Genomic DNA, 23,781 nt, shown 5'->3' on the forward strand with positions numbered 1-23,781 from the left:
TTGTTTAAAACTGTCATCGAGCCATAAAATTACTCAGGCGTGCCACAGGAGATCAAGAGACTTGCGAGCTGATCTCTAGCGATAATGGTCAATTTCAATTTATGGCCGCTTACAACCCCCTCTTCTTAGGCTTGATCAGAGCTTTTGAAATATAGATTTACTAATTTACAAGCCGAGATTCTGCTCTTTAGAAATGGGTCGTAGGTCCTTATGCCGTGGTTGATGAATGTTCAGCACTCGTACCAAGTAACGAGGCTCTTGTCGCACTAATAGCCTCATAATCTGATACCATCGGCGCAAACCCCTTCGCTAGATGATTTTTTATGAAACTACTGCGTTCACTTCTATTTATTGTGCTTGCCCTAATGGTGATATCTGCCCTGGCTGCGCCGGGTTTTATCGGCCCCAAAGTAGAGGAAATTTGGAAGCAGCAATTGGGCCGCTTGCAGGGGGGGAATTCCACGGGTTACGAACGCGGATGGTTTGGTGCTGAAACCAATACTGAAGTGGCATTGCCGGATGGCACTACCCAGCTCAATACCGAGATCCATCATGGGCCGGTGTTGCTTACCTCCAAGGGGCCGCGCCTGGGTGTGGTTTATACCGAGACCCGGCTGGAGCTGGATCAACTACAGACTGAATTGCGCGCTCAATTGGAGTCCATTTATGGCGCTTTACAGGCGAGTCCGGTAGTTCTGGAAACCCTGGTTACCGCCGACAACCGGGTGCTGAATACCCTCCGCTTAGACCCTTTCAAAAATACTGGCCCACTCGGGGAGCTGGAGTTTGACGGTGGGGAGATTGCCGTATCTACGGATTACACCGGTGCTGTGCTGAACGGTGTCGTGGAGCTGGGAAGCTTGCGCCATATTCGCGAAGGTATCGAAGTACTGTTTACCGAGCCCCTTGAAGGCGAGTTTGAATATATGCCTGGCGAGGGCGGTAATGCGGAGCTGCGCTTGTCGTTGCTGAGGGCAGAATCAGATTCCGGACCGGTTCAATTGCGCGATGTTACCCTGGACCTGACCTTGGAAGAGTTGGCTGCCCAGACCCTGAAAATTATCAGTGACCTGAAGCTCCCCACCGTGGACTCGGCAACACCGATTACCTCTGTGCGCCAGCAGATGACCTTGCCGAGAATTAAGACTGCGGATCTGGGGCACTACCTGCGTGTATTGTTGCCGGCCCCTGAACGGAATTGGGCCCGTGAAATGAGTCGCCCGCTGCGCCTGGAGCAACAGCTGGCGATTCAATCCCGCAATGGCCCGGTGTTAGTAGATGCTGATATCGATTGGCGGGGTATGCGCAAATCCTCCCGCCGAGGTGCCAGTGAGATCGATCAGTGGCTCAAACCGCTGGTAGGTAGTATGACCGTTAGCGCTGCAGAGCAGGCGCTTTTGCAGTCTCCCCTGGTAGGACAGGCAATGCTTTTGCGAGATTATGGACTGCTGATCGAAGACAATGGCGAGCTGCAAATGTACCTCAAGGTCAACCGTGGCCAGTTGGAGGTGAATGGAGAGCAGTTGCCGGCAGACCTGTTCGTGATGGCACTTACCGGCAGGTTCTGATTGCTTGGGGGCCTGCTGTTGTGAAAAGAGCAGGCCTCAAATCCCAGTGCACCAAAGTGGCCGGAGTCTCCTTCTAACCCGTATTGCGCATACCCGCTGCAATCCCGGCGATAGTGACCATCAGCGCACTTTCCAATACTGCATCACTTTCCCGTTCGCGCAAACGTGCCATCAGCTCGGCCTGCAATAGGTGCAAAGGGTCAGTGTAGGGATCGCGCACGCGGATGGACCAGCGCATCACGGGATTGTTATCCAACAAGCTCTCCCGCCCGGTAAGCTGTTTTAGGGCCTCTACGGTGTGAGCCAGTCGCTCTCTCAAACTGACACCCAGTTGGATTAGGTCTGCATCCTCAGTGAGTCGTTCTTCGTACCAGGAGGCAACGCGGGGATCGGCCTTGGCCAGTACCATTTCTAGCATATCCACAACGCCTTGGAAAAAGGGCCATTGGCGACTCATATCCCGCAAGATATCGGTTTCATCTGCGTGCTTGAGGGCATTCTCCAAGGCGGCGCCAGTGCCCAGCCAGGCTGGTAGCATCAGTCGTATCTGGGTCCAGGCAAACACCCACGGAATCGCCCGCAGTGATTCGACACCGCCACCGGGTTTACGCCTTGCCGGGCGGCTGCCCAGGGCCAGGCGGCTCAACTCGGTTTCCGGGGTGACAGTGCGCAAGTAAGCCACCAGGGCCGGATCATCCTGCACGACTTCCCGGTAGTTGCCGACGGAGACTTCCGTGAGCCGGTCCATCTCCGCGCGCCACTCTGAACGTGGCTCTGCCGGGGGCATCAGTGTCGCTTCCAGAGTTGCGGCGACATACTGCTCCAGGTTGTAGGCGGCTACAGAGGGACGGCCGTATTTGAAGCGAATCATTTCTCCCTGTTCGGTAACGCGAATACGCCCGGCTATTGATCCCGGTGGTTGCGACAGCAGGGCCATACGAGTAGGCGAGCCGCCCCGGGATATGGAGCCGCCTCGGCCGTGAAACAGAGTTAGGGGGATACCGTGGTTGCGGAATATTCCGGTGAGAGCTTCCTGTGTGCGGTACTGTGCCCAGGCGGCGCCCAGGAAGCCAGCATCCTTGGCGGAGTCCGAGTAGCCGATCATCACTTCCTGGCCATCGAGCACACGCTGCTTGTAGAGGGGGATATTCAACAGGGTACTCATTGTGGTTGCTGCACCATCGAGATCGTCGAGGGTTTCAAACAGGGGAACCACTCGCATTGGCACCTGCACCCCGGCAATTTTTTGCAGTAGCATTACGGCGAGAACATCGGAAGGTGTGGTCGCCATTGAGATAACGTAGGCACCTAATCCCTCGGGACCCTGTTCGGCAATGACCTTGCAGGTCTGTAAGACTTCACTTACCTCTTCGTCACAGAAATCACTGCGGTAAAAGCTCTCGTCCACCAGTGGGCGGCGGCTGTCCAGCTCGGACACCAGGAACACCTGCTTCTCCTCTTCGCTCCAACTGCTGTAATTGCCCATACCCAGGTAGCGGGTAATGGCATCCAGGGTGTCAGCGTGGCGGGTGGACTCCTGTCGTATATCCAAACGCAATAGAGTGATGCCGAAGCAGTTGAGTCGCCTCAGGGTATCTTTAAGTTGGCCATCGGCGATGGCTGAGAGGCCCACATCGCGCAGGGAGCGGTCGATCAGGCGCAGTTCGTCGGCTAGCTGCTCGTTGCTGGTAAACGCGAGGCCGGAAGGCTCTGCGCGTCGACCAATGCGGGCCTCCATTTTTTCCCGGGTTATTTTGAGGCGGTCTCGAACCTGGCGCAGCACCAGGCGATAGGGCTCGTGGCTGGGGCCAGTGCGCTGTAAAAGCTCTTCGCTGGCGCGATGCATGGACAAGTCTGCGAGCAGGTTTTCCACATCGCGCAGATAGAGGTCGGCGGCCATCCAGCGGGCTAGGTGCAGAACTTCCCGGGTGACGCTCGCGGTGACATTGGGGTTGCCGTCCCGGTCTCCCCCCATCCAAGAGGCAAAGTGGATGGGAACCCAATCCACCGGTAATGGGGGCAGCTTGGCCAGGGCCAATTCACTGTCTATTTCCCGCATATTTCTGGGAAGTGCCTGCCACAGGGATTGCTCGATGGTGGCAAAGCCCCACCTGGCTTCATCAACTGGGGTGGGCCTGGAGCGGCGGATCTCGTCAGTGCTCCAGGCGGAAAGGATTTGCTCTTGTAGGTGGCGACGTAAATCCTGGGATTCTTCTGGGGTCAGGTCGGGCCTGTCCAGTGTGTTGAGCAGGTCTGCGACTCGATCGTATTTGCGAATTAGGGTACGGCGTGTCACTTCGGTGGGATGAGCGGTTAGGACCAGTTCTACGGATAGCTCTTTAAGTGTTCCGTGGATTTCCTCGGGAGACTTACCCGCTTTGCTTAACTCTGCCAGTACCTGTCGCAGGCCGCGGTCTGTATCGGGATCTCCGGGAAAGCGCTGATGCTGGCGGTGCAGTCTCTCGCGATGGCGCTGTTCGGCAATATTGGCTAGGTTTAGAAATTGGCTGAATGCCCGGGCAACTTCCAATAGGGTCGCATCATCCAGGGGGTCGAGTAGCTCTCGCAAGTGGTCGGCCTGCATAGCCCCTTTGCTGCGGCTTTCAACGGCCGCCTGACGAATATTTTCAACGGTATCAAATAGTGGCTCGCCAACTTGGTTTCGTAATACTGCGCCGAGTTCTTCACCCAGCAGGCGTACATCTTCCCGCAAGGGGGCATTCTGGTCCTGGTTCACGAATCTATTTCTCCCTGTTAACAACGCGGTGAAAGTCAATCGGATAGGCATATTCGCACACTTTGCGCTGAAGCATGCAATGTTGCAGCTGCAACTTTTGGCGGAAAAATAACGGGAAATATCGGTGCGTTAATGTCCAGCCAGATTGTGGCGGTTTTAAAGTGTCAACATTTCGGACAGTTTACTGAATTCGCTATATTCAGGTACAGATTCGGATTTCAGCCGATAGATCCATAGCTGCATAAGCATCATTGGATCTTTAAGCAGCAATCTATAGCGCCACAGCCACCATGCGGAGCATTGCCCACAAGAGCGATAAGTAATGGCTCAAAACCAGTTTAAGCTGCTCGGTACGCGGCGTTTTCTACCGCTGTTTGTAACCCAGGTTCTTGCAGTTTTCAGTCGTAATATGTACAAGAATGGGTTAATAGTTCTACTCGCATTCCGTATGGCTGAAGAAGAAGCTAACACGCTGATCAATATTGCCTTTAGCCTGATGATTCTGCCCTACTTCCTCTTTTCCTCCTTGGCAGGCCAAATCTCCGATAAGTTCGATAAAAGTAAGCTCATCAGAATCTACAAATTGGCCGAAATAGGCATAGGTATCGTGGGTATTATTGCTATGTTTACCCAGCATTATGCCCTGAGCATGGTGGTCTTTTTCTGCTATGGCACTTCCTCTACACTTTTCAGTGCGGCAAAATTTTCCCTGATACCCCAGCAATTAAATAGAAGTGAGCTACTCGCTGGCAATGCGTTAATCCAAATGGGATCTTTTATTGGTACCCTGACCGGAACAATTGTCGGTACTATATTGGTCGGATTCACCCATCCCGGCCAACACGGATTGACATTTATCGCGGTCATTTTGGTATTCATGGCCGTCATTGGTTTTCTGGCAAGTTGTGCAATTCCTAAGGCCCCGCCTTTATCTCCGAAACTGCACATCAATTGGAACCCGGTGGCACACGTCGTGCGTGTCATGTACTTGGCATGGCAGACACCTCCAGTGTTTTACTCCATTTTCGCTATTTCCTGGTTCTGGCTGACAATCACCGCATTCCTTGCGCAGATTCCCAACTTTACCCGCGATACTCTTGGTGGAAATGAAGATGTTATCACTTTGTTGTTGAGCAGCCTCACTGTGGGCACTGCCTTGGGGTCGTTGCTGTGCAACTGGCTATCCCGAGGTCGTATCGAATCGGGTTTAGTGCCATTGGGTGCTATTGGCATCACTTGCGCTGGATTGGCGCTGGGTCTCCAATCCAATAGTTTTCATACACTTCCCAACGCAAACCTGACTCAATTTTTTAATCATCATGGTTCCTATTGGATCCTTCTCAATATGGCGCTCCTTGGTATTTTTGGCGGTATTTTTACTGTTCCTTTGTACGCAATGATCCAAGACCGCTCAAGTGTAAAGATCCGCTCGCAGATTATCGCGATCAGCAATATGGTCAATGCACTGTTTATGGTGGCCGCTACTCTCGTGAGTATCACTTTCCTGGATATCCTAAAGATCTCTATCCCCACATATTTCATCATTATCGCTTTACTAAACCTGATTGTGGTCACCCTGATTTTTGCCAAGCTACCAGAGTTCATCATGCGCGGGCTGCTATTGCTGCCTGCACGAATCCTCTATCGGGTCAGCCTAAAAGGATTGGATCAAATCCCCAGAGAGGGACCCGCCCTCATTATCAGTAACCACATCAGTTTTCTAGATCCAGTAATATTAGCGGACACCATCGAGCGTTATGTGCGCTTTATCGCACACCCTAAAATCTATAAATCCCGCTTACTGCGATGTATATTGCATATGAGCGATGCTATTCCCATAGGTTTGGATCTCGATGATCCAAACAGCCGTGAACGCACTTACAAAACCATAGTGGAAAGTTTTGAAAATGGGGAATTACTCTGTATTTTTCCTGAGGGAAAAATCAGCGAAGATGGCGAGTTGCAGCCATTTCTGAAAGACCTTGAGGAAATTTTAAAGCGCAAGTCTGTTCCGGTTATTCCCATTGCCTTACATGGAGCCGGTTCCCAAGCCGAGAATTCAGTGCAGCAGTTTAAAAAGAAAAGAAAACGACGCTTATTTCCCGAAGTTCTTGTTATCGCAGGGCAACCGGTAGAAAGTATTAATACAGATTCGGAAAGCCTACAAAAACAAATGCGAGATCTTAAGGAAAATTAATAAGGAAGGAACGATAGGAACGATAGAAACGAGAATGCGTACAGAGGCTTAGTTATTCTTAGCTCAGAAAATCAATAATTCCTTTATATTACCTGAAGCCAAGTTGTATATTTAACTGACTCATACTCACAGTAGGAAGCTACGCGCGCTCCTTCTATAGCATTCTCATGAGAGAAAGTGCTTTCTAGAGTTCGCCAATTTTCTATGTCTCGATCACTCTCATCACGGTGAAGCCACTTATAAAACTCCTGGGGTGAATCGCTCAAATATCTACATAGGTACCTGACACCAATTCCCTACGGATTAAGGGCTGCCCACGCGAATCTTTCAGAAATACTTCCCACTTTTTAGGGAAGCTTCCTCCTTCTATAATTTCTTAACCTATTTTCTTAAACATTTTATCTCATTATCATCATTTTGAGATTGAGATTGAGATTGAGATTGAGATTGAGATTGAGATTGAGATTGAGATTGAGATTTCGCTGTCTTTGTCATACTTATTCTACGGCTGGGCCTCTCGACCAATTTGCCTTCTCTACTTTCAGTTGATTAATGAGAACTACCACTCTAACTTTGAAATCCTTTGAGTATTCGATATACATGTTCTTCACTCTGTATTTTCACCATTTTTTTCCTACCCTATCCAAAAGGTTGGCGTCTACTCAATAGAGATAGATTTCCCACGCCCACGCCATAGCGTTGTAAATGTGGGCTACTAATCCGTTGCCGGGCGCGTACCTGTATCGCGGCTTTTGTATAAAACCTGCGAGAATGGCAATCCCTGCGACATTGGGCCCTGTTCATAGATCCATAGGACTGTGGTGGCCTGTTCGTTGCAGAGGCGGCAGACAAAGTGGAGCCCTGTGTGTGCGCACTACCGTAGAGAGTTGCAGCCAAGCCTCTATCATTGATGTGATCAGTAGCAATGAGAAGCCACACCCAAAGGTAAACCTGCGTAGAAATGGCTAATGACGGCAGTTACTTACCCGCGATAACGAAGCGGAACACAGCCAAGTGTGATAATCCCGTACTAGCCTAAATTACTTTATCGCCGTTAATTCTGAGTTTTATGACGTCAAAATTGACGCCGACAAGCACCTATATATAACAAGAGTTATAAAAAGATTAGTGAGTCAACTTTTTAAGTAATAAACAGGATGACCAACCTTCATGAAAAAGATTGTGATCATCGGTGGCGGAGCCAGCGGCCTTCATTTAGCAACTCGACTTGGACGCCATTTCAATTCTACTCGGATGTTTGGGCTTAAGCGTAAGGCCCCATCTGCTCAGATCACTTTAGTCGATAAGAATCGCACCCATATCTGGAAGCCCCTAATCTATCAGGTGGCCACTGGCACATTAGATACCAGCATGGATGCTCTTAACTACCAAATTCACGCCAGCTCTAATGGCTATGAATTCCAGCTCGGCTCACTACAATCCCTCGACAGGAAGCGCCAGATTTTGACCCTAGGGGCGGTGCTGAATGACAAAGGCTGCGAACTAATACCTCCGCGCGAGCTAGAGTACGACTATCTAGTGATCTGCGTTGGCAGCATAAGCGATGACTCCAATACACAGGGAGTGCGCGAGCACTGCATTCCTCTCGACAGCATTGAGCAGGCACACAAATTTCACAAGCAACTGCTCGATTACTTTTTATGCCTAGAAACACACCCCGATAGAACATTACAAATTGCCATTATCGGCGGTGGCTGTACTGGGGTGGAACTTTCTGCGGAGCTGATGGCTGCTAGTAGACAGGTTAGTCAATATGGGCGTATCCGAACCGGTGCCATTGACATTACATTAGTCGAGGCCGAGCCTCAGTTACTACCGGGATTACCGGCAAGATTAGGCAACAGCGCCGCGCGAGAACTATCTAAAATGGGGGTTCGTATACTTACCAACTGCCATATTAAGACTGCAAGTGCCAACAGCCTCACTACCGATGACGGCAAAGAGATCCCCGCAGCAATTCGAGCCTGGGTCACCAGGGTTAAGGCACCGGAGTTCCTCACTCAGTTGGATGGTCTCTTCACCAACCAACTCAACCAGATAGAGGTGAAAACCACCCTGCAAAGCAAAAATGACCCCCATGTCTTTGCTATAGGGGATTGTGCCAGCTGCATCGACGGTAACAAACGGCGTGTACCATCACGCGCACTCGCCGCACAACAGATGGCCAAGCTCTGTTCCACCAACCTGATCGCCCTGATAGAAAAAAAATCCCTGGGGCACTTCTATTACCGGGATCGTGGTTCGCTGGTTTCTCTTAGTACAAACACTGCTGTAGGAAACTTAAGGGGGTCTTTTGTAAGAAGAAACCTTACTCTTGAGGGCCGTATTGCCAGTTTGGCCTACCACTCCCTTTACCAAATGCACTTGGCGGCAATCCACGGCTGGCCCAAGGCCATACTGCTCTATTTACTTAGTCAAGCCAATCGAGCATTGAATCCCGGTCTTAAAATGCACTGATAAGGATAAATAAAAAACTATCACGACAAAAAGATGACTACACACCGAAGTCGCCCTGTTTAAGGTTAATCCTCACCGGGGGGCACTGAAGTAGTGACAATGCATAGGATACTGAGGCGCGAGCAGGGCAAAAGGTCTTCAGGGATCGGGGAGTTGGCTTATTAGTAATATCGACAGGAAGACAACCTCCCCATGAAAAAAATTATGATTTCTTTCTCCATACACAACTGCTTTACCTCACGTCGCAGGTATTGGTTCCTACAGCCTCTGCAGTCCTAGAAAATGAATATCCTTGCTCAGAGACTAGAACTCAGCCCCCTTTCTTGAATTCCAGCTTGAATTTCCTTCGTGTACTTTTTGTTTTCATACTTAACCTCGCTTGACAGTTTTACTATCTTAGCGAGATACCCGGAAGGGCCGAACCTTATTTTCCTCAGGGTCTACCCAAGGGCCGGCCTGTTTTACAGCCTAAAACTGCGCGAAATTTTTAGGATATGGCAAGCTATTCGAAATAGTTTAGACAGAAAACTAAATTCAAGATAAACCAACTCTAAAATATTGTTTATGGAGAGCCATGTGATACCCCCACAAAATACAAAATCTTGTGGTCAGCGATATAACCATAGCCATCTTTAAATATTGAAAGTGCATGCTTAGCAAGCTCACAATTGGCACTCCAAACAGCATCTTCAAAAACATACGTCTTGAAACGAAATGAAGCACTTTGTGCAGTAGCCAGGACACATATGTGTGTTTCCACACCGACAATAAAAACTGTATCAACCCCTAAACTTAGTAATTCCTCTTCCAGGGAGGTACCAACAAAGCCGTTATAAACATGCTTTTCAACTACAATTACCCCCTCTTCTGCCATCTGCCAAATAGGCTCTATAATTTCCGCACCCCAAGTACCTAACTTACACGGATAGTAACACCTACCTCTATTTTCCTCGCCACGAAGAAAAGAATTAAGATATTTATGATCTGGCTTAATAACTGTCTTTAACAGAAGAATAGGAATCTCTCTCTCTTTGGCAACCCTCATACATAAAATAATATTATTAACTACCTTTTTCAGATCATCACCTTTGCGGATGATCCGCGGACTCCAATCTCTACTTGGTGACGGAGTTTCAAGCTCAATATTGCTGGAACCCTGTCGCCTACGGTCGTAATAGCCCCCCGCGCAACAAAAATCGTTTTGCATGTCGACAACAACCAGAGCCGCGCTGATATTCGTTGACAGATAATTTACCACATTGTCATCTCCATCATCAGCCATACTCAAGTCTTAGTTGTTGGGGTTATCGATGAGACAAAACTGTTATAGCAGCCCCACAGCAGTACTATCTTGTAATTCTTAAATCGTAACACTTCGGAAGGCTTTATCCAGCTATAGCCCCGTAGTCACTATACCGTTCATAAATACTGGCAACTTTTCTACATCTTAGACCTAGATCTAAGTCGTTGAAAGTTGTGTCCATGAGACGTTAGGCAATACCTGCCCATAATTCCCACCCATTTCATCTCTTAAAACTGTCCGAAGTATTGAAGTGTGAAAGTGGATTAAATATTCGAAGTGGGGAATTTATTTAAATAACTCAGAATTTTACAAGGGCCCACAATCACTCGGGCCCCAAATTGAAGGCTTACTTTTAATAGGTCGGACGTCTGTCTACCAGCATCAGCCAGCCGCGAATAACCCGATAGATTACCCACACCCAGTTAATTGCCAGAATCAGATAGCCCAGCCCCAGTACCCAAATGGTTAGGGAGCCAACAATGGTCCACAGCAGCCAAAACCAGAAGGTGCGAATCTGCCAGCGGAAATGGGACTCGGCCAGGGTTCCGCGAACATCGCTGCGCTTAAAGTAGTTGATTAATACCCCGATAAAAAATGGTACTGCGGTAAATAAGCTGATCGCCTGGATCAGGTAAACCATGATGGCCAGGTCGCGCCCGCTTTGTTCTCGGGCTTCGTGGCTGCGTTCGGGATACTGCTCTGACATAACTTGTTCTCTCTACTATTCACTCCAATATAGTGTGGTGCAAATAGTGCATTTCAACTTAGCTGCGCTGGGATGTGTTATTTGCGCGGTGGACTGCAGACGCCTCTTCCGCCCCATTGTTTCCCAGTAAGAGTACTGTGACTCGAAATCGGGCCACAGTAGGGTGGTTTATTTTAATGCCCACTCAGTGTGAACATTGCGCTCGCGCCAGGCCTTTAGTTGGCGCACAGATTCGCGCATAAGCTGTAACAGCTCTGTGCGCTGTTGGCGACAGTGTTCTCTTTCACTATCGATAGAGAGGTTTGCGGCCAGGGTACGTAAGCGAGAAGCTATTGTTTCGAGGCCGACCTCAATAGCTGAGCGAGCCAGTCTTTGTGCCTGCTGTTCTGCATCAAGCCAGTGGCGTCCAGTAATAGCGCTGGTTAATGACGTTATTTGTTTTGGCAGGGTGGCGGTACGCTCGCTGAGTAATTCGGCAAACGTATGGTGGTCCAATGTATCCCGCAGGCGAAATAGGGTATTGGTATTAAGGAGTCGAGTGGGCTTTGCTCCCTGGGGGCCTGCAATGCCCTGGCTTCGGCGAACAGCCCAGCTCAATAATTGCATCAGCTGTCGGTCGCCGATCGGGTGGGTCAATACCCCGGTAAAGCCTCTGGCCTGGTAGCGCTCCTTATCGCCAGAGCTGGCATTTTGTAACAGGGCAAAAATAGGTAGTTCAGCACCTCTCTCCCTACGGATTTCCCGCACTGCTTCAACGCCATCCATCAACGGAAGATGGGTATCTGCCAAAATAAGATCGAAGTTTTTTTGCAGTGCAGCGCTGCTCCCATCGATCCCATTGCACTCCCGCTGTACGTTATGGCCCATGGTTTCCAGGGTGGGTTGAAGGGAGTCATGCTTACTGTTTTCAACGAGTAAAACAGAGAGCCGTTTGCCGGGCGCACGATGGCTTTCAGTGGGGAGTTTTAATTCTACTGTCTCAACATTACCGCACTGATGTAAGTTCTCCAGGGATTTAAGGGCGCTGTTTAATTGTCTTTTCCCGATTTCTACCAGGGCGCGCGTATTGTTGTCTTCGCTGCGAGCTAATAAATTCAAAGTGCCGAGAAGTGTATCCAGGGGATGCTGTAAATGGTGCCGGGTTATGGTGAGGAGATCAGATTTTTCCTGGCGCAATTGTTCAAGCTTACTAAGGGCATCAGCAAGTTGTTTTTCCAGTGCGACAAATTCGCTGTTACGACTGTGTACCTGTTGGAAAAGATTGCTATTTTCCTTGCTCAAATTTTTAAGCCGAGCATTGGTATCGAGGGTTAATTGGCGTAATTTAACTTGCCTATTTATTGCAAACGCACAAATTAGCAGTACAAGTACAGCGGGTATTCCCACCCAAAAGAGCGGGACCTGACTTTTTAGTGTGGTAATAACATCGGCCTGTGCAGTACTCGATAAAAATACCGAACCCGAGACCAATAGGCCGAGGCATATGGCACGCAAGAATACGTGACGAGAGGGAATTCCCCCAGACAAAGTGGTTTCTATCATCCTTGTAACCAACGTTATTTAAATTGGACTAAATCCTGCAGTCCAAAAAGGTTTTAATACGACTTGTTGTAATGGATACCCAGGCACATCGGAGATTTTTGATACTGCAATAAGCCCGCTTTTGGTACAAGAAAAATTTTCCTTCTGCTGTGGGGGGAGCAGAGGCGCTTCAGTGAACGTACCAATAGAGAAGTAGCCTGCCAGCCCCGTCTGTTCAGCCCTTGGATCGGGTAGCCGGGTTGTTGGCAGGGAGTTAATCCACAGATTGCATCTGATTACATAGAGGGATCTAGCAGCAATTTACTAGGTTGGATGGGTAGTTTAGCGACAGCTCCAGAACAAATTGCGCGGGAGCTGCCGTGAGGAAATAGTATTCAGGCGGCTTGGGGAATGCGCTCTTGCAGCAATTGCAACATACGCTCTGAGGGAAGGAAAAGGCGAATGCCATCGCAGTGTGCGAGCAATTCCCGATAAAAATAATCGAAATGGGTGCAGCCCAAAATCAGGATCTGTACGCCGCTTTTCACCAATGCCGCGACCAAGTCATCAAGGGCATGTTGGCGAACAATCATTTCTGCGGCGAGGCCGTCCTCGATATCTTCCACAATTTGCAAGTTGCCAATACCGATGACTTTGGCGGTTGTATTGCGCTCGAGTATTTCCCGCTCGATATTGGCGCAGCTCTGGCAGTTGGCGGCCAACAGTCCAAAGTTGCGATAGCGCTGGGTAAGCTCAGCGTAGACCTCGAGAGGGGATACCACCTCAATGGGGGAGGCAGCTTTTACCACCGTCATATCCACAGCACCGGAAAGAGAGTTGCAGTAGATCATGGCCGCTTCTGCACCGGCCTGGTACAGCTGCTCAATGGCTTCGATCAATTGTTGGGTAAGGGCGTCGCGCTCCAGCGCCTGCAATTGAGTCTGGGCCTGGGGAGACGAGGATAGGGACAGGCCCACGCCACGAAGTTGGCGCGCGGCGAGGAAGTCCAACCCGAAGCGGGTATCTGTGGGGGTGCCGGCGACCACGCCAACGGTCATGGAACTGTTTTCAATGGCGTTATCGGTCAACACAGTCATGTTCCTCTCTCGTAATGCCTAATCGAGTATCGGTGACCCCTCAGGCAGCGCGTTTGCTCCACAGGGGGACAAGCGTATTAATCCATACTCGGCGCACCCAGTCGAGATAAATTCCGTAGGGGCGGCCAAGAGCTCCCGCGATGAGCATAAAAGTAATACTGGCGGTGGCAATTTCGTCCCAGCTGGCCCCACCGAGGCGCATATTGGCCATATATAGCGGGAACTGGAAGCTGAGGAATACAAAGGTGTCTACCAGGTAGGCATTGATAAAGCCGCCACCCCCAAAACGGTTCACAATCCAGTTGCGATACATACTGAATGGGCGGGCGATAAGGGTATTGAATACCAGGGCCATCAGGCGAACTTTCAGGTGTTCGTTCCAACTCATACCCGCCAGAACCAGCTCGATGGGGATCGCTACAGCCCAAGAGAAGCTATTCATGGCGAAGATGTCCAGCATAAAGTCCCAGCGGCGCGCACCAGAAGCCTTTTCATCTGGGGCATCTGGACTGGATGGGGATAGTGCGGGCGCGGACATTGGGCAAACAACCTCGTAGACAGTGGTCGCCTAAACGACTTTGGCGACAAGCCGGCGATTATATCTCCAATTTGCATAAAAGCTAGCCTTACATCTCGACTGTTAGTTTTTGTCGATACATTTGTCCTATTTTTTAATGTTTTATTAATCTAATTATCTTGTTATGAAAACCCGGCAGCTGGTCATAAATGGCTGGCTCCGGTTAATATGCAACTCTTTGCATAAGATGAGTTGGAGTTTTCATGTCTCTGCGCTTTGCCGTTCTCACCTTGCTGGATATTGAGCCCGGCAGTGGATATGACCTTAAGCGGCGCTTTGAGCGCAGCGTCTCCCACTTCTGGAGTGCCAGCCATCAGCAGATGTATCGCGAGCTGCACAAGTTACATGAGGAGGGCCTGCTGGACTGTGAGGAGCAGGCCCAAGAAGGCAAGCCGGACAAGAAGGTCTATAGCCTCACGGATCTAGGCCGCGCCGAGCTGCGTGACTGGGTCATTCAGCCCAGTGCGCCGCAGAAGATTCGCGAGCCTTTTCTGGTGCGTATGTTCGCCGGTCACAACCTGAGCAAGGATGAAATGCGAGATGCTCTGGAGGGCCAACTGCGCCAACATCGCAGCTCTCTGGAAAGTTACCAGGAGCAAAATGAGCGCGTATTAAAGAGTGATACAGCGCTCCAGGAGCGCTACTGGTTGGCACATCAAACCCTGCTTTTGGGTATTGAGGCGGAAAAGACCTGGATCAGTTGGGCGGAAGGTCTGTTGAGTGAGCTTGAAGAGTCCGCAAAAAAATAACTGCTACTCACTTGGAATGACGCGCCCGAATCTGGCCAGCGATGCTGTTTGGTGTTCAGTAACCTCGTTCTTTTAGCAAGTGGGGTGACCTTAGCCATGACTTTTACCGTAACACCTATCCGCGAAGATTTTTTAGAAAAGGTTCGTCAAGCAGGTCTAGATGATCTAGGGCAGCCGGTACGGCAGCTGAGCGCCCAGGGCGGTGAGCCATGTCGTGATGTGCGGCGGCGCGCACGGCCCGGGGAGAAAATCCTCCTGGCCAGCTACTGCCCTTTCTCTTTTGCCGGTCCTTATCGGGAGTACGGGCCTGTATTTGTACTGGCGCAGCCACAGCCGGAACAAAACTTCAGAGTACAGAACAGCTTCCCCCCGCTAAATAATAATGCGGAAGATTATTTCAAGAATGGTGTGCCACTAGTGCTTCGCGCCTATAGCGCTGAAGAGCATATCGTGTCTGCGAAATTGGTGGGCCCTGAACAAATAAAAACAGAAGTGAGTGAATATTTTATGCAGGATCAGATTGATTTCGCTCTGCTGCGCTTCGCTGCTTATGGTTGCTATGCGCTGCGGCTGGATCGCGCATAGTTTTAATAGATATTTGTGAAGGCCAGGTCGCCGGTTAATAAAATCCTGGTGTCAGTGGTAGTGAGAACCACCGGTCTTTTTGGTGGTTGTTTCGGAGTTCAGTATTTATTCCCGAACTCCGAAAATATTTCAAAATTAAATGGAGATTTTTTCCAATACCAAGCTGCCAATAGAATAGCCTGCACCAAAGGAACAGATAATTCCCCGGTCACCGACCTGCAAGTCATCGCTGTGCAAATTAAATGCGATAACTGAGCCGGCACTTGCCGTGTTGGCGTAGCGGTCCAGAACGATGGGCGCGCGTTCAACGCTTGCATTGTCACCCATTAGCTTCTTGGCGATCAGGTTGTTCATATTGATATTGGCCTGATGGAGCCAGTAGCGGCGCACGCTGTGAGGATCGGTGTCTGTCTCTTGCAGGTGGGCCTCAATATGGGACGCCGCCATGGGGCAAACTTCTTTAAATACCTTTCGCCCATTCTGGCGGAACAACTTACCGGGGCCAAAAGGGTCCACATCGGCGGCGCGAGCGGTGTAGCCAAAGTTCGAACGGATATTGTTGGAGAAAACGGTTTTCGCTTTGGTGCCGAGAATTTCCCAGGCGCTTTCGACAGTACAGGTTTCTCTGCGCTCGATAATGCTGGCTACGGCTACATCGCCAAAGATAAAGTGGCTGTCTCGGTCGGTGTAATCCACTTGTGGTGAGGCCAGCTCGGCATTGATGACCAGTACAGTTTTGGCTGAGCCTGAGCAGATCGCATCCACCGCACGCTGAAGTGAGAAGGTGGCTGAGGAGCAGGCCACTTCCATATCAAAGGCAAAACCATCGATACCCAGTGCACCTTGGATTTCAATAGCAATAGCGGGGTAGGCGCGCTGCATATAGGAGGCACCGACAATGACCAAATCAATGTCAGACGCCTGCTTATCGGCTTTCTCCAGAGCTAGTCTGGCGGCCTTTAAGCCCATTTCGGCTTGTACACTCAGCTCGTCATCTGCGCGCTCGGGAATAAGGGGGCGCATGCGCTTCGGATCAAGGATGCCATCGCGGGTCACCACATAGCGGCTCTTGATGCCTGAGGCCTTCTCGATAAATTCTGCAGAAGAGAAAGGTTTTGCCGCGCACTCACCGGCCTCAATCTCTTGAGCATGCTCAAGATTGTACTGCTCGGCATGGGTGTTATAGGCATCTACCAACTCTTCATTGCTAATAGATTCCGGTGGGGTCCACAGGCCTGTGCCGCTGATGACAATGCCCCGTGGCAACTTGTATTCACTCATCGCTGAATTCCTGGCCCGCGACAACAGAAATGCGGGCAATTTAGTCGCTGTTAGAACCTTAGCAGTGCTGGCAGGTGAGGGACTGAGGCGCCAGAACGGCAAGGTAAGCTATTGTGACGTCGGGGTGACTATGGGTCTATTTGTAGTCGCGCCGAACAGTCATGGCGTTCTGGCCAAAACGAAGGCGCTGACCTGTTTTGCCCCGGCTGTGAGTAGCTGGCGAGTGATGATTTCTAGGGTCGCTCCCGTGGTTACAACATCGTCTACCAGGCCGATATGGGCACCCGATATTCCTCCACGCACGGCAAAGCTGTCAGACAGGTTTTTCAGCCGTTGGTTGCGGCTGAGTTGAGACTGGGTTTTGGTGGAAGTTGTTTTGCGCAGTAGTTGCAGATCTACTGGCAGGCACCAGTTTTGCCCCAGACCACTGGCAATAAGTTGAGCCTGGTTGTAACCGCGTTGCCAATAGCGACGCCAGTGCAGAGGAACCGGGGTAAGTATGTCAGGCATATCCTCTGGAAGCCCCAATTGGCGGGCTGCTAGCTGTATAAGGCTGTGTCCGGCGGCCAGGTCCCGGTGGTATTTGAAATGTTGGATTAAGTGGTTGATCGGGTAAGCGTATTGCCAGGCAGCACTGATCTTCTTTAAGGCGGGTGGCCTCTGTAAACAGGCCGCGCAAATATTATCTTTTGCCGCCGCCAAGGGTAGGGCGCAGTAGCGGCAGCCGCGGCCTAGCGCCGGTAGTTCCTGGGTGCAGGCAGAACAGATTCCAACCTCTCCCGATACTCCGCCGCACAGCAGGCAGCGGGCCAGACTTTGGGCAAGTTTTCTACTGAAAAGCTTGTAAACCATATCGTCTCTTCCGAGTTGACAGCGGTTTGGCCGTGGCTAAACTGGCCAGTCTGGTGGATTGAACGGCAGAGGCTGAATTAGAGCCCGCTGATCGATTCCACTAGAGCCTGCTAACAGGCTGTGAGTATCCGATTTTAATAAGCAACAGAGAGAGTACGCCCTGTGACTGCCGCCCAGCAAATGCCCGCCGCAGAGATCCGCCACGACTGGACCCGCCAGCAGGTACTGGACCTCTTCGCCATGCCGTTTAGCGACTTGATGTTTACCGCGCAGCAAGTGCACAGAGCTTATTTTGACGCCAATCGGGTACAGGTCAGTACCCTTTGCTCTATCAAGACCGGTGCTTGCCCTGAGGACTGTGCCTACTGTCCCCAAAGTGCCCGCTATGACACCGGGCTGGAGCGGGAAAAACTGATGAAGGTTGAAAAGGTGTTGCAGGAGGCAAGGGCAGCTAAGGCCGGCGGTGCTACCCGCTTCTGCATGGGGGCCGCCTGGCGCTCCCCCAAGAAAAAAGACATGCCTTACGTGACCCAGATGGTACGTGAAGTAAAGGCGCTGGGTATGGAAACCTGTATGACCCTGGGCATGTTAAATGATGATCAGGCCCAGGAGTTGGCGGATGCAGGCCTCGATTACTACAACCACAATTTGGATACTTCGCCGGAATATTACGGTGAGATTATTACCACTCGCACTTACCAGGATCGCCTGGAAACCTTGGGGCGAGTGCGCTCAGCGGGAATGAAGGTCTGTGCTGGTGGCATTGTGGGAATGGGTGAAGGCGATAAAGATCGCGCCGGGTTATTGATGCAATTGGCGAACCTGCCGGAGCACCCCGAATCAGTGCCCATCAATATGCTGGTAAAAGTCGCAGGTACCCCGCTGGAAGAACAAAAGGACCTGGATCCCTTCGAGTTTATTCGCTGCATTGCTGTGGCTCGTATCATGATGCCGAAATCCCATGTGCGCCTATCCGCCGGTCGCGAGCAGATGAGCGATGAGATGCAGGCAATGGCTTTCCTCGCCGGCGCCAACTCTATTTTCTACGGTGAAAAACTGCTGACGACCGCGAACCCGGAAGCTAACGAAGATATGCAGTTGTTCAGTCGCCTGGGTATTAAGCCAGAAGAGTATCAGCAGTACGCCGATGAGGCTGAGGTGGAAGCGGAATTGAACGCGCAGATCACCGAACAGCAAAATGATGCCTTCTTCTACGACGCGGCCAAATGACCCTGAATGAAGTCCTGCAACAGCGCCTCGCCGAGCGCCGCCAGCAGAATCTGTACCGGGAACTAAAAACCCTCGATCGCGCACCCGGGCCGCGAGCCCGGGTCGATGGGCGGGAGCTACTGGTATTTAGCAGTAACGACTACCTAGGGCTTGCCAGCCGCGAGGAAGTCATCGCAGCACAGAAGGCGGGAGCAGAGTGTGGTGCAGGCGCCACAGCCTCTCACCTGGTTAATGGTCACCTGGATATTCATCACCGCTTGCAGCAGTGCATCGCCGAATTAAGTGGGCGAGAAGCGGCGCTGATATTCTCGAGTGGCTACATGGCGAATATCGGCACTATTTGTGCCCTGTTGGGGCGAGCCGACAATATTGTTTCGGACAGGCTTAATCACGCCTCACTGATTGACGGTGCCCGCTTGAGTGGCGCCAACAGTCTGCGCTTTGCCCATAACGATCTCGCTGGCCTTGAACGCCAATTGCAGCGCGCTACTAGCCGGGGTGGCGCTACTTTAGTAGCGGTGGATGGCGTTTACAGCATGGATGGTGATTTGGCCCCTCTGGCTGAGATTGCCACTCTGTGTAAGCAATACAACGCCTGGTTAATGGTTGATGAGGCCCACGGCTTTGGCGTAATGGGTAGTGAAGCATACCCGCTGGCGGGCAGCTGTGCCCTGGCGGGGCTGACCCAGGAACAAGCCCCGGTTGTGATGGGTACCTTGGGTAAAGCGGTTGGCAATGCCGGTGCCTTTATTGCGGGCTCCCGGGCACTGATAGATTTCCTCACCCAGTTTGCGCGGCCCTATATCTATACCACCGGAATGACGCCAGCAGTGGCTGCCGGTGCCTTGGCTGCTATCGAATTGATTCGCGATGAGCCTCAGTTGCAAGGGCGCTTGCGGGTAAATATCGCTTATTTCCGCCGCAGGGCACTACAGCTCGGTCTACCTCTTCAGGCGTCAGCCAGTGCGATACAGCCGCTGGTGTTGGGCTGTGAAAACACTGTGATGGCGGTTGCCAGAGAATTGCAGGAGCGCGGGTTCCTGGTGGGTGCCATTCGCCCGCCTACAGTGCCGCTGGGCACTGCACGCTTGCGCATTACCCTGAGCGCGGCTCACCGGGCCGAGGATATTGATGAGCTACTAGGCGCACTGCAGCAGATTTTGCAGGGCGCAGGGGTACTGGATAAGTGACACGGGTTGAACACTTGGTTTTCCTGCACGGGTGGGGCGGGAGTGCAGATCTTTGGCAGCCGCTTATAGAATCCCTGGCGCGTCGTACAGAATTGCAACTCCACTGTATTGAGTTACCTGGATTTGCTACACAAGGTGCTGAAGACTGGCCCCCACTAGAAGCTTTGCTGCAGAAGCTTTACCAGCAACTTCCCCCTAGCTGTGTCCTGGTTGGCCACTCCCTCGGCGGTATGCTGGCCGTTCGCCTGGCTTCTATAGCGAAGCAGGACAAAGTTCTGGGTTTAGTGACCATAGCTGCCAATGCCTGCTTTGTGGAACGAGACGGCTGGCCAGGCATGGCCGAGAGCACTTTCAAGGCATTTTTCGATGCTTTTACATCATCTCCGGAGAGTACCTGGGAGCGTTTTTGCTCACTACAGGCGCGGGGTGATAGCTCCATGCGCTCTTTGCTTAAGGACCTTAAGGCACAAAAACCACAAATAAATAGTGATGCCTGGCGGGGAGCATTGTGCTGCTTGGCAGAGCTGGATAATCGCCAATACCTGGAACATCTGTCCGTGCCGGCACTGCACCTGTTTGGTGACAGGGATGCCCTGGTTCCCATTGAAGCTGCTCGGTCCATTGAGGCGTGTGGGGGCACCGTCAAAGTCATACCCGAGACGGGCCATTTACCCCATTGCACCAAAGCTGACATCGTCGCTGAATATCTATTCGAGCTTCTCGAGTCTATTGGAAATCCCCCGGCTGATCCGTTTGATAAGGCTGCGGTAGCTCGCTCTTTTACCCGGGCAGCACAGGGCTACGATGATTGCGCCCATCTGCAGCGGGCAGTCTGCCGGCAACTGTTGGCCCAAGCCGATGACAGCTGTGCACCCCGTATGATCCTCGATTTGGGCAGTGGCACCGGATTCGGTACTGAACTGTTGCGGCGGCATTTTCCTCAGTCGCAAATTATTGCCCTGGATCTGGCGGAGGGGATGCTGAAGTTTGCCCGGACGCAAAGACCCGAAGCTGATGGTTACATTGTGGCCGATGCCGAACAGTTACCCCTGGCGGCGGGTAGTATTGATTTGGTGTTTTCAAGTATGGCGCTGCAATGGTGCTACCGCCTGCCGCAATTGTTTGCTGAGTTGCAGCGAATACTGGCCCCTGAAGGGCGGTGCCTGGTTGCCACCCTTGGCCCTAAAACCCTGGTGGAATTGAAACAGAGTTGGGCTCAAGTGGATGGGGGTGTACATGTCAATCAGTTCCTGCCCGCCGAGCAATGGCGTGAAGCGGCACTGCACAGTGACCTCAGCGGATTGGTTACGGATGAATTGCGCCTACTGCACTTTGATAGCCTGCGGCAGTTGATGCGGGAGCTTAAGGGAGTGGGTGCACACAATATTAACCGGGCGGCGGATAAAGGTATGACAGGTCGTCGCAAACTGCAGCACTTGTCCGTAGCCTATGAAAATAAGCGGGAAGAGCGAGGATTGCCGGTAACTTACGAGGTGATCTATATGAATCTCACCGCTTGCAGGGCAAAAAAATCCGGCTGACCTGCGCCTATCGCAACGCAGGGAGCCGGGTGCAAGATTGAAGAGATCAGGGGTAGATGTCGATAGGGATTGGCGTCTTCACCAGAGCCCAGATTTCGTCCATTTCACGATTGGAGGCCACGGCGATACAGCCATCGGTCCAGTTGGTGCGGCGCAGGTGCCTTTCCATGTAGGACCACTGGGGCTTGATACCGTGGATCATAATGTCACCGCCGGGACTGACCCCCATTTTGGCTGCCCGTGCACGGTCCTGCTTGTTGGGATAGGACACGTGGATTGAACGGTAAAAGCGGCTGTTGGGATTCTTCCAGTCCAGTGTGTAGCGGCCTTCAGGGGTGCGCTCGTCCCCCTGGCGAACTTTGTGTCCCCTGGGGTTATCCCCAAAAGACACGGTATAGCTTTTCACGACACGGCCGTCCCGTATCAGCTGCATGAGTTTCTTGGACTTATAAACTACGACGTGGTCAACGGGATCAACTTTCGCTGAAGCAAAGATTGGCACCAGCAGGAGCAGGGCAAAGGTCAGGTATCGCATGGTCTTTAAGCAGTTCGGGTAGTTGTCGGTTATTTCGCAATGACACCGCATCCCTGCTGTCTGTCCCCTTTAAGAGGGGGTTATTGTGTGAGCGCAACCCCGTGCCTTCTTATCGATGTACGGCTTGATCTGTTCAAAATTTGCGCTACCGGGTTAATTTATCACCATCTGAGTGGCGTGAAAAGTCACGTTATGAAAAAAGTTAACTTTAATTGGAGGAGGGGGTTAGGCCTTGGCAAAAACCTATTTTATCGCCGGTACTGACACCGAGGTCGGCAAGACATATGTGAGCGCCGCACTGCTATCGGCAGCGGCGGAGGCAGGCTTGCAAACGGCGGCAGTGAAGCCTGTGGCATCTGGATGTGAGCACACGGATGATGGCCTGCGCAATGAAGATGCCCTTTTGCTCCAGGAAGCGATGACTCTGAAGCTGCCTTACCAGCAAGTAAACCCCTTTGCCCTGGAGCCCGCTATTGCTCCGCATATAGCGGCCGCAGAGGTGGGTAAGCAGTTAAATGTTGCGCGGATGGCTGGCGTCTGTCGGGGAGTGATGTCTGCAGGGGCCGACCTGGTTTTGATCGAAGGTGCTGGTGGCTGGCGCACCCCGTTGGGTCCAAGAAGCTTTCTGTCCCAGTTGCCCCGGGAACTAAACCTACCGGTCATACTCGTGGTGGGAATGCAACTTGGCTGTATCAACCATGCATTACTCACGGTAGAGGCAATCCGCCGTGATGGGCTTCCGTTAGTGGGTTGGGTAGCCAACTTTGTACGTGGTGAGGGTATGGCTCGCGCAGAGGAGAATCTGCATACCCTTAAGGCTCTACTGCCGGCTCCTCTTCTAGGATCCCTTCCATTCGATAGCGCCGCGAACTATCGCAATGCTGCCCAGTACCTGGATGTCGATGGGTTAATTGCCCAAGCCGATCACTGATGGGGCGGTAGGGTAAGGAGAAGACGCAGAATGCTGTTCTTACAAGGTGATATTACTAGGCCTGATTATATCTGATTTAAAAAACTAGTTCGCAGGGCGATATCATTTTCCAGAAGTTGGGCGATATTTCGTGTGTCATCGATACCGGAATGCTGTCGCCCTTTAAATTTAAGCCCCGATAGTTGAATAGCCTTGGCTAGGTCGACGCGGTATCCTTTATTGTCAGCGAATATTTGCTTCACATTAATGTGAGGCAGGTATTGTAAGGGGTTTGCTATTTCCTTTCCGCCTGTTTCCATGTGCAATTGCCATGCATCAAAATTTCCCCAGCTGCCCCATGCGGCTAATTCATAGTTGGAAAGCCAATCTTTGAATTTATCCAGTACCCCGGGTAACAACGAGGCCTTATCAACCTGCTCCTGAGTAATACCCGTTAACTCGGTACAAAATAGTGTCAATTCTCTGTGAATAGTGGGTTTTACGTAAAGCTGCCTTTCATCTAATTGAACAAAAGCTTTTTGTGTCAAACTTCCCACTATCGCACCCAACTCTATGGTTTCGGCTTCCTCTGGAGGGATGGGCGGCTCGTTATCACAAGTACATTCGAGATCAACCAAAAGAATGTAAGTTTGATTTTTCATCTTTAATTGAGAAACTTTTTGCAAGAATATTCATGGCAATGTTTAATTTATAGTCTATGTAG

The 23,781-nt window shown here is 51.3% G+C and carries 19 protein-coding genes; 9 read left to right on the plus strand and 10 right to left on the minus strand.

Going from position 1 to position 23,781, the window contains the following annotated elements:
* Positions 1-323 precede the first annotated feature (323 nt).
* A complete protein-coding gene (locus ACJJII_RS08150) occupies positions 324-1,568 on the plus strand; it encodes a DUF945 family protein (RefSeq protein WP_444918873.1) in 1,245 nt (414 codons plus the stop codon).
* A gap of 73 nt (positions 1,569-1,641) precedes the next feature.
* Here the strand turns inward: ACJJII_RS08150 and ppc are convergent, their stop codons facing one another.
* On the minus strand, positions 1,642-4,305 hold the full coding sequence (ppc, locus tag ACJJII_RS08155; RefSeq protein WP_444918874.1) for a phosphoenolpyruvate carboxylase: 2,664 nt from the start codon (positions 4,303-4,305) through the stop codon (positions 1,642-1,644).
* Between the two features lie 322 nt (positions 4,306-4,627).
* Between ppc and ACJJII_RS08160 the strand changes: the two genes are divergently transcribed.
* Positions 4,628-6,502, plus strand: a complete 1,875-nt coding sequence (locus ACJJII_RS08160; protein WP_444918875.1) for an MFS transporter — start codon at positions 4,628-4,630, stop codon at positions 6,500-6,502.
* 1,170 nt (positions 6,503-7,672) lie between these two features.
* Positions 7,673-8,980: an NAD(P)/FAD-dependent oxidoreductase gene (locus ACJJII_RS08165; RefSeq protein ID WP_444911998.1), complete on the plus strand. Its 1,308-nt coding sequence runs from the start codon at positions 7,673-7,675 to the stop codon at positions 8,978-8,980.
* Positions 8,981-9,542: 562 nt separating this feature from the next.
* On the opposite strand, the gene ACJJII_RS08170 is transcribed toward ACJJII_RS08165, so the two are convergent.
* The 5 genes from ACJJII_RS08170 to alaE form a co-directional block, all read right to left on the minus strand.
* On the minus strand, positions 9,543-10,262 hold the full coding sequence (locus tag ACJJII_RS08170; protein ID WP_413664181.1) for a cysteine hydrolase family protein: 720 nt from the start codon (positions 10,260-10,262) through the stop codon (positions 9,543-9,545).
* 373 nt (positions 10,263-10,635) lie between these two features.
* Positions 10,636-10,989 carry a DUF4870 family protein gene (locus ACJJII_RS08175; protein ID WP_413664182.1) on the minus strand — a complete coding sequence of 118 codons (354 nt, stop codon included), beginning with the start codon at positions 10,987-10,989 and terminating at the stop codon, positions 10,636-10,638.
* A gap of 168 nt (positions 10,990-11,157) precedes the next feature.
* A complete protein-coding gene (locus ACJJII_RS08180) occupies positions 11,158-12,531 on the minus strand; it encodes a response regulator (protein WP_444918876.1) in 1,374 nt (457 codons plus the stop codon).
* A 374-nt stretch (positions 12,532-12,905) separates the two neighbouring features.
* Complete coding sequence (locus ACJJII_RS08185) at positions 12,906-13,607, minus strand: aspartate/glutamate racemase family protein (protein WP_444906557.1); 702 nt, start codon at positions 13,605-13,607, stop codon at positions 12,906-12,908.
* Positions 13,608-13,647: 40 nt separating this feature from the next.
* Positions 13,648-14,145, minus strand: coding sequence for an L-alanine exporter AlaE (alaE, locus tag ACJJII_RS08190; protein WP_413664185.1), 498 nt, complete (start codon positions 14,143-14,145; stop codon positions 13,648-13,650).
* 242 nt (positions 14,146-14,387) lie between these two features.
* On the opposite strand from alaE, the gene ACJJII_RS08195 reads away from it, so the two are divergent.
* The gene (locus ACJJII_RS08195; protein ID WP_444906556.1) at positions 14,388-14,933 is read left to right on the plus strand and encodes a PadR family transcriptional regulator; all 546 of its coding nucleotides are present in this window, start codon (positions 14,388-14,390) and stop codon (positions 14,931-14,933) included.
* A gap of 96 nt (positions 14,934-15,029) precedes the next feature.
* A complete protein-coding gene (locus tag ACJJII_RS08200; RefSeq protein WP_444912000.1) occupies positions 15,030-15,518 on the plus strand; it encodes a DUF1203 domain-containing protein in 489 nt (162 codons plus the stop codon).
* Between the two features lie 135 nt (positions 15,519-15,653).
* Here the strand turns inward: ACJJII_RS08200 and ACJJII_RS08205 are convergent, their stop codons facing one another.
* Together ACJJII_RS08205 and ACJJII_RS08210 are read right to left on the minus strand one after the other, a co-directional pair.
* Positions 15,654-16,799, minus strand: coding sequence for a beta-ketoacyl-ACP synthase III (locus tag ACJJII_RS08205; protein ID WP_444906554.1), 1,146 nt, complete (start codon positions 16,797-16,799; stop codon positions 15,654-15,656).
* A 159-nt stretch (positions 16,800-16,958) separates the two neighbouring features.
* The gene (locus ACJJII_RS08210) at positions 16,959-17,651 is read right to left on the minus strand and encodes a ComFC family protein (protein WP_444912001.1); all 693 of its coding nucleotides are present in this window, start codon (positions 17,649-17,651) and stop codon (positions 16,959-16,961) included.
* 180 nt (positions 17,652-17,831) lie between these two features.
* Here ACJJII_RS08210 and bioB point away from each other — a divergent pair, with 180 nt between their 5' ends.
* The 3 genes from bioB to bioC are packed head-to-tail and all read left to right on the plus strand — an operon-like array spanning position 17,832 to position 21,612.
* Entirely contained in the window at positions 17,832-18,881 is a 1,050-nt protein-coding gene (gene bioB / locus ACJJII_RS08215) for a biotin synthase BioB (protein ID WP_413665834.1), read from the plus strand.
* Positions 18,878-20,071 carry an 8-amino-7-oxononanoate synthase gene (bioF, locus tag ACJJII_RS08220; RefSeq protein ID WP_444912002.1) on the plus strand — a complete coding sequence of 398 codons (1,194 nt, stop codon included), beginning with the start codon at positions 18,878-18,880 and terminating at the stop codon, positions 20,069-20,071. The genes bioB and bioF overlap by 4 nt, the downstream gene beginning before the upstream one ends.
* The gene (gene bioC / locus ACJJII_RS08225; protein ID WP_444912003.1) at positions 20,068-21,612 is read left to right on the plus strand and encodes a malonyl-ACP O-methyltransferase BioC; all 1,545 of its coding nucleotides are present in this window, start codon (positions 20,068-20,070) and stop codon (positions 21,610-21,612) included. Before bioF ends, bioC begins: the two co-directional genes overlap by 4 nt.
* Positions 21,613-21,658: 46 nt before the next feature.
* Here the strand turns inward: bioC and ACJJII_RS08230 are convergent, their stop codons facing one another.
* Complete coding sequence (locus tag ACJJII_RS08230; RefSeq protein ID WP_413664192.1) at positions 21,659-22,198, minus strand: L,D-transpeptidase family protein; 540 nt, start codon at positions 22,196-22,198, stop codon at positions 21,659-21,661.
* Between the two features lie 181 nt (positions 22,199-22,379).
* Here ACJJII_RS08230 and bioD point away from each other — a divergent pair, with 181 nt between their 5' ends.
* Complete coding sequence (gene bioD / locus ACJJII_RS08235) at positions 22,380-23,078, plus strand: dethiobiotin synthase (protein ID WP_444918877.1); 699 nt, start codon at positions 22,380-22,382, stop codon at positions 23,076-23,078.
* Between the two features lie 65 nt (positions 23,079-23,143).
* On the opposite strand, the gene ACJJII_RS08240 is transcribed toward bioD, so the two are convergent.
* A complete protein-coding gene (locus ACJJII_RS08240) occupies positions 23,144-23,743 on the minus strand; it encodes a 3'-5' exonuclease (RefSeq protein WP_444912004.1) in 600 nt (199 codons plus the stop codon).
* Between the last annotated feature and the right edge of the window lie 38 nt (positions 23,744-23,781).

The organism is Microbulbifer maximicatervae (SeqCode) (genome assembly GCF_052467825.1).

Bases quoted from the DNA above. Each gene is read 5' to 3' on its own strand.
- ACJJII_RS08150 (WP_444918873.1), top strand. From the start codon at position 324: ATGAAACTACTGCGTTCACTTCTATTTATTGTGCTTGCCCTAATGGTG.
- ACJJII_RS08160 (WP_444918875.1), top strand. From the start codon at position 4,628: ATGGCTCAAAACCAGTTTAAGCTGCTCGGTACGCGGCGTTTTCTACCG.
- ACJJII_RS08165 (WP_444911998.1), top strand. From the start codon at position 7,673: ATGAAAAAGATTGTGATCATCGGTGGCGGAGCCAGCGGCCTTCATTTA.
- ACJJII_RS08170 (WP_413664181.1), bottom strand. From the start codon at position 10,262: ATGGCTGATGATGGAGATGACAATGTGGTAAATTATCTGTCAACGAAT.
- ACJJII_RS08175 (WP_413664182.1), bottom strand. From the start codon at position 10,989: ATGTCAGAGCAGTATCCCGAACGCAGCCACGAAGCCCGAGAACAAAGC.
- ACJJII_RS08180 (WP_444918876.1), bottom strand. From the start codon at position 12,531: ATGATAGAAACCACTTTGTCTGGGGGAATTCCCTCTCGTCACGTATTC.
- ACJJII_RS08185 (WP_444906557.1), bottom strand. From the start codon at position 13,607: ATGACTGTGTTGACCGATAACGCCATTGAAAACAGTTCCATGACCGTT.
- alaE (WP_413664185.1), bottom strand. From the start codon at position 14,145: ATGTCCGCGCCCGCACTATCCCCATCCAGTCCAGATGCCCCAGATGAA.
- ACJJII_RS08195 (WP_444906556.1), top strand. From the start codon at position 14,388: ATGTCTCTGCGCTTTGCCGTTCTCACCTTGCTGGATATTGAGCCCGGC.
- ACJJII_RS08200 (WP_444912000.1), top strand. From the start codon at position 15,030: ATGACTTTTACCGTAACACCTATCCGCGAAGATTTTTTAGAAAAGGTT.
- ACJJII_RS08205 (WP_444906554.1), bottom strand. From the start codon at position 16,799: ATGAGTGAATACAAGTTGCCACGGGGCATTGTCATCAGCGGCACAGGC.
- ACJJII_RS08210 (WP_444912001.1), bottom strand. From the start codon at position 17,651: ATGGTTTACAAGCTTTTCAGTAGAAAACTTGCCCAAAGTCTGGCCCGC.
- bioB (WP_413665834.1), top strand. From the start codon at position 17,832: ATGCCCGCCGCAGAGATCCGCCACGACTGGACCCGCCAGCAGGTACTG.
- bioF (WP_444912002.1), top strand. From the start codon at position 18,878: ATGACCCTGAATGAAGTCCTGCAACAGCGCCTCGCCGAGCGCCGCCAG.
- ACJJII_RS08230 (WP_413664192.1), bottom strand. From the start codon at position 22,198: ATGCGGTGTCATTGCGAAATAACCGACAACTACCCGAACTGCTTAAAG.